Source organism: Desulfofundulus sp. (assembly GCF_049701015.1).
Lineage (GTDB): Bacteria > Bacillota > Desulfotomaculia > Desulfotomaculales > Desulfovirgulaceae > Desulfofundulus.
This window is the reverse complement of record NZ_JBNATZ010000166.1, coordinates 1-5,602: the sequence shown is the minus strand read 5'-3', so window position 1 is coordinate 5,602 and position 5,602 is coordinate 1. Positions and strand designations below refer to the sequence as shown.

The window sequence follows — 5,602 nt, the reverse complement described above, 5'->3', positions numbered from 1 at the left end:
GACAAAAAGTACAGCCACGGCATACCCCCAAGAGCCGGTACACCGTTCCGGTAGGAATAAGCCCCCAGATCGACCAGGGTACTGTCCAGAACATAAACCACCACCAGGGCAACCAGTCCCACAGGCCAGAATTGAAGCCAGCCTTTCTTCCCTGCTGCTAAAAAAGATGAACCCAGTGTAAACAGAAACCAGACCAGCCAGGCCAAAGAAAAACACCCACCCCCATCAACTTCAGGATTCCAGTCTCCTGACCACCAGCAGCCAGAGCATCACAGCCGCAGCCACCCCGGTGGAAAAAACGGTAAAAGCAAAGAGACTCACTTTATACCCTCCATCCCGTCAATGGTCCTCCCCCGGTCCAGCGCAAGAGTCCGGGCGGAAGAGCCACCCCATCCCAGCCGCTGGCTCTCCACCAGCCAGGCCAGAGTGGCAAAGACCAGGAGGTCCACAAGTAGACTGGCCGGGTGATTCCAGCTGACGTATTTCAAAACCCCCGCCAGCACGTACATGTGCTCCTCCAGCAGGAAAAGCCCGGAGAAAGCAATAATGTGGAGCCCTTGAAGCCAGCGCCGGGAAGGGAGGTACTGGCCGAAAAGGGCGCCCATGGTAAACACGGGCCCAAGGGTGAAAAACGCTGAAGAATTAAAAAGAGGGAGCACGGGGTCCAGAATGCGGTAAAGATTCAGATAATACCCTGTAGTGTCACATGAAAGCTGAAGAATTACAGCCGCCAGTCCTCCCGCCAGCAGAGGTGCGCATCTCCGGCAGTCAGCGAGGGCAAAGAAAACCAGCCAGCTGATAGCAAAGGAAATCACCCAGGGCACCATTAAACACCTCCCTCGGGCCAAAAACATGGACAGTCCAAAAACATCAACTCATAATATCCCCTGCCGCAACCAACACTATGAGTTAGCCGGGAAAGAACCGCCTCTCATTTGGAAATCTCCAAAGTCCGCCATACCGGGAGGCTTCGGCTCTTCATAAGACTGGACACGGGAGAGGATGGATCTTGCGCGTTGCCATCATCGGCGCCGGCCCCAGCGGCCTGGCCTGCGCCCTGGAACTCCAACGTCTGGGCCATAAACCGATTATCTTTGAGCGCTATCACCGTGTCGGTCACCCGGTGGAGCGGGTTGATACCCTCCTGCACCTGGCGTGGCTGCCCGTCAGAGACCAGCTGAGTTATCTGGCCCGCAAATGCGGTCTTCACCTGCATCCCCTGGCTCCGCTGCACTGCATTATAATGTCCAGCCCGGGCCACCGGGTGACAGTCAGGTCACCCCGCCTGGGGTACCTCCTTGTCCGGGGGCGTTCCCCCCTGTCCATTGAAAACCAGCTGGCAGCCGGGCTGAAATCGCCGGTCATCTTTGAAACGGTTGCGGACCCGCAGGAACTGGCCCGGGATTTCGATTGGGTTGTGGTGGCTACGGGAGACAGCAAACCCACCCGCCAGCTCAACCTGTGGAAGGAATATTCCAGTGCAGTAATCAAGGGAGCCCTGGTACTGGGAGAGTTCGACCCCCGCACCTTCCATATTTTCTGGGATACCCGTTACGCGGGCCACAGCTTTGGTTACCTGGCCCCCCTCGACCGCAACCGGGCCAGTATCCATCTTTGTATAGGAGGGATAGAGCCGGAAGAAATAGATGATTACTGGGAGCTGTTCCTGGAATCGGAAAAACTGCACTACCACATTATAGAGACTTATGAGCAGGAATTTCACTGCGGCCAGCCCACACGCCACAGGACAGGCAACATTCTGCTGGTAGGAAACAGCGGGGGGTTCGTCTGCAGCCTCCTGGGCATGGGACTTTTCCCCGGGCTGATCAGCGGTGTACTGGCCGCCCGGGCCATTGCTGGTAGTGGCGATTATGAGAAGATGGTCCAGCCTTTGACCCGCCGCCTTGAACAACTCAATGAGCTGCGTTTCCACCTGGAAAAGCTCGACAACCGCAGCCTGGACCGCCTGGTGGGCATTCTCGGGCTGCCCGTCATAAAACATCTCATTTATCATTCCGGACTGAATATAATTCCCATAATCTGCAATATGCTATCACGTTTGACCGGTTCAACTCTCCGCACCCGAACCGCGAAAGCGCGCCACCGCTAAGAGAAACAGGGGAATGAACAAGGTATGAAACAAGGCGTCGCCGGGGAAAACCCTTGCTTCCACGACAAAAACATCATTCAAAGAATGATAAGCGGACAACGCCAGGGCAACCATCCAGATCCCTACCGGTGCCAGCAGGGACCGGTAACTGTTCAGGCCCAGCCACTGGGCCAGACCCAGCGCTGTGACATAATAAAGGAGGGCAAGTTTTATGAAAATACCCCCCACCCAGACAGCCACGATGACCACATCCAGGTGCGTCATTAAAGGCCCCAACCTGATGGACCGCACCATTTCCAGAGCTGGAAAGTTCATGGCAGCGGTAACTTCCGCGCTGAAAAGGCCGATGGCCAGCACCCCAATCAGCATGGCCAACCCCAAACCCAGGATCACCCACAGGCCACTCACCCCGACCCGGGGCTGGTCGCTCAAGTACGGGTAGAGCATCAGTACAATCACAATCTCGGCCAGGATACTGACTAAAATAATGCTCGCCCAGTTGACCCGGCCCAGCCCTTTTTCCAGCACGGGCAGGAAATTGCTGAAATCAACCTGCGGCAGACAAGCCGCACCGACAAAAATAATGGCGGCCACTCCCAGGGGGAGCAAAATTTCGTTCACCCTCGCAATGACCTCAAGCCCACAAAAAGCTGCATAAAAAGCCACCACCACAACAGCCGCAGCAAAAACGACCAGGGGTGTTCTGGGCATAAAAGCGGTAGCCATAATGTCCCCCAGAATTCTTGCGATAGTGCCCCCCACAAAAATGAAAAAGAGAATCAGGAGCAACCCCACGAACCCCCCCAGGATGGGGCCCAGTACCTGCTTGCTGTACTGGATCACGGTTTGACGTGGAAAGCGCGAGGCCAGGGCTATAGCTACCCACCAGATTATCAAAGCATAAAAAACCGCCAGAAATATGGCAATCCAGGCATCCCTTCCGGCCACACCGGCCACGACTGCAGGCAGGTAAACATCAATGGTCGAGACGACCAGGGTAAAGAGCAACATGGCTAACTGGCGGGAGGAAATGCGCCCTTTTTCAATAAGGTTACCTTCTCCACCCTGATCCACAAATGGCACCTCCTCCTTGCTCACATATTGTGTATGGAAACGGAAAGAGATATACACTATAATGTAAAGGTTTTCAAGCATGGGGGGAACCGGACATGGTTCGCCACACGCCCCGGATTGCCATTATCGGTGCAGGCATTTCCGGGCTGGCCTGCGCCCTGGAACTTGAGCGTCACGGCATCATCCCGGCTATTTTTGAACAACGTGCCCGTCCGGGGGAAGCTTTCAACCACGTAGGCGGGCTTCTACAACTGATGTCCCGGCCTATCAGAGACGAGGTGGCTTACTTACGAAAAGAACTGCATCTGCCTGTCAAGCCGCTGGCCCGCTGGAACAGGATAATTATGCACACGCCCCGCGTCACACGAACCGTCACCGGGAACCTGGGCTACTTTTTCCTGCGGGGTCAGGATGAAAATTCCACGGAAAGCCAGCTCTATTCCCTTTTGAAAACGCCAGTATATTTTAACCGCTATGCTGACTGGCGGGCGCTGGCGCACCATTACGATTATGTCGTGGTGGCGGACGGCACTCCTGCAGTCGCGCGCACACTGGGCTGCTGGCAGGACCTTGTGGAAACCTGGGTGCGGGGAGCCGTGGTACTTGGGGACTTCGACCCCCATACACTCATCATGTGGGTCAATACTGAATACTCGCGTCATACATATGCCTACCTCACACCTTTTAATGCCCGCCGTGCTTCCTTACTGTTAATAGTCAACGACAGCAATCCCGATGAAATTGAAGAAAAATGGCGCCTCTTCTGGGAAATAGAGAAGCTTGATTACCAGGTTCTGGACAGTTTTTCCGTAAAGCATACCAGTGGTTATTGTTACCCGCCACAGGTGGGCAATGTATTGATGGTGGGGAATGCCGGAGGCTTTATGGAACCTTTTTTAGGATTCGGTGTCATGTCTGCCTTCAGGAGCGGGGTTTATGCCGCCCGGGCACTGGTAAGCGGAAAGTCCTACCTCAGCATAACCAGCGATCTGCGCCGGAAGATCGCACATCTGGCGACTATACGGCGGCTTTTGAACAATATGGACAACGAAGATTTCGATAACCTGGTCAGGTTTATCACCACCCCCGGCATCAAACAGCTTATCTACAATACCAACATTGATGTCCTGCAATATACCACGGTACTGCTCAACCTATTTGAACAGGTTAAGAAAAAAGTTCGCCCCGGGACGCAAAAATAAGACCGGGTTTATAAAACCCGGTTTATTTTTCAAACAAAGCAGCTACGAATTCCCGGGGGTCAAAGGGGCGGAGGTCTTCCACACCTTCACCGATACCAATGAACTTGACCGGGATATCCAGAATCTGGCGAATGCCTATGATCACCCCGCCCCTGGCTGTACCGTCCAGCTTGGTCAGGACAATACCCGTAACTCCGGTAGCCTCTCCGAAAAGACGGGCCTGGGAAATGGCATTTTGCCCCGTTGTGGCATCAAGCACCAGCAGTACCTCGTGGGGTGCCCCCGGCAATTCCCGGCTCAGCACCCGGCGGATTTTTTTCAACTCATCCATGAGGTTGCTTTTAGTGTGCAGCCGGCCGGCGGTATCGATAATGAGCACGTCCATTTTCCTGGCCCTGGCCGCATGCAGGGCATCATAGGCCACGGCTGCGGGGTCTGAACCTTCCTGATGTTTGACGACATCTACCCCCACCCTCTGACCCCAGATCTCTAGCTGATCGATGGCCGCCGCCCGGAAGGTATCCGCCGCTCCCAGCAGCACCCGTTCCCCCCGGGATTTGAAGTAATGGGCCAGCTTGCCAATGGTGGTTGTCTTACCCACGCCGTTAACCCCCACCACCAGTATTACCGTGGGGGGGCCACCCCGGTTGAGGGAACTCTCACCCGCACTTAAAATGTCCTGGATGAGCTCCCGCAGAAGAGACTTCAATTGCGAGGGGTCCTTAACCTTTCTTTCCTTAACCTGCCGGCGCAGGGTTTCCATCAAATCCAGGGTCGTCTCCACTCCTACATCGGCTCCGATCAGTGCTTCCTCCAGCTCCTCAAAGAGGCTTTCATCAATAGCCCGACGGCCGGTGACAAGATTTTCGATCTTTTCCACCAGACCCTGGCGGGTTTTGGTCAAACTCTCTTTCAAGCGGTTGAAAAAACCCATTCCCAAAACCTCCCGCTACTCCCTGGAGAGATATCCCAGGCTGGCCAGTGCCCGGCATGCAGCCTGCTGCTCCGCTTCTTTTTTCGAATGACCCTGCCCCCGGCCCATCTCTTTACCGGCCAGGTATACCGCAGCCGTAAAGGTTTTATGATGATCGGGACCTTCTTCTCGCAAAATGGCGTAACTTATATCCACCCGGCCTTCTTCCTGCACAAGTTCCTGCAACTCCCTGCAAGTTTTTTGATGTTGTTTTTGGCATCGGTTAAGCTCAATGTCGGGTTG

General features: G+C 54.9%; 6 protein-coding genes and 1 pseudogene. 2 read left to right on the top strand and 5 right to left on the bottom strand.

Going from position 1 to position 5,602, the window contains the following annotated elements:
- Together ACPLUI_RS10320 and ACPLUI_RS10315 are read right to left on the bottom strand one after the other, a co-directional pair.
- Positions 1–206 (bottom strand): annotated as a pseudogene (locus ACPLUI_RS10320) (hypothetical protein); the annotation flags it as partial.
- 111 nt (positions 207–317) lie between these two features.
- Complete coding sequence (locus tag ACPLUI_RS10315) at positions 318–827, bottom strand: hypothetical protein (protein WP_424660180.1); 510 nt, start codon at positions 825–827, stop codon at positions 318–320.
- Positions 828–1,009: 182 nt separating this feature from the next.
- Between ACPLUI_RS10315 and ACPLUI_RS10310 the strand changes: the two genes are divergently transcribed.
- Positions 1,010–2,110, top strand: coding sequence for an NAD(P)/FAD-dependent oxidoreductase (locus tag ACPLUI_RS10310; protein WP_424660179.1), 1,101 nt, complete (start codon positions 1,010–1,012; stop codon positions 2,108–2,110).
- Here the strand turns inward: ACPLUI_RS10310 and ACPLUI_RS10305 are convergent.
- Positions 2,069–3,184 (bottom strand): GerAB/ArcD/ProY family transporter, encoded by a 1,116-nt coding sequence (locus ACPLUI_RS10305; protein ID WP_424660178.1) that lies wholly within the window; start codon positions 3,182–3,184, stop codon positions 2,069–2,071. The genes ACPLUI_RS10310 and ACPLUI_RS10305 overlap by 42 nt on opposite strands.
- Before the next feature lie 95 nt (positions 3,185–3,279).
- On the opposite strand from ACPLUI_RS10305, the gene ACPLUI_RS10300 reads away from it, so the two are divergent.
- Complete coding sequence (locus ACPLUI_RS10300) at positions 3,280–4,386, top strand: NAD(P)/FAD-dependent oxidoreductase (RefSeq protein WP_424660177.1); 1,107 nt, start codon at positions 3,280–3,282, stop codon at positions 4,384–4,386.
- Positions 4,387–4,408: 22 nt separating this feature from the next.
- Here ACPLUI_RS10300 and ftsY read toward each other — a convergent pair whose 3' ends face one another.
- Together ftsY and ACPLUI_RS10290 are read right to left on the bottom strand one after the other, a co-directional pair.
- On the bottom strand, positions 4,409–5,320 hold the full coding sequence (ftsY, locus tag ACPLUI_RS10295; protein ID WP_424660176.1) for a signal recognition particle-docking protein FtsY: 912 nt from the start codon (positions 5,318–5,320) through the stop codon (positions 4,409–4,411).
- Between the two features lie 15 nt (positions 5,321–5,335).
- A partial coding sequence (locus ACPLUI_RS10290; RefSeq protein WP_424660175.1) for a putative dsRNA-binding protein occupies positions 5,336–5,602 on the bottom strand: 267 nt, incomplete at its 5' end.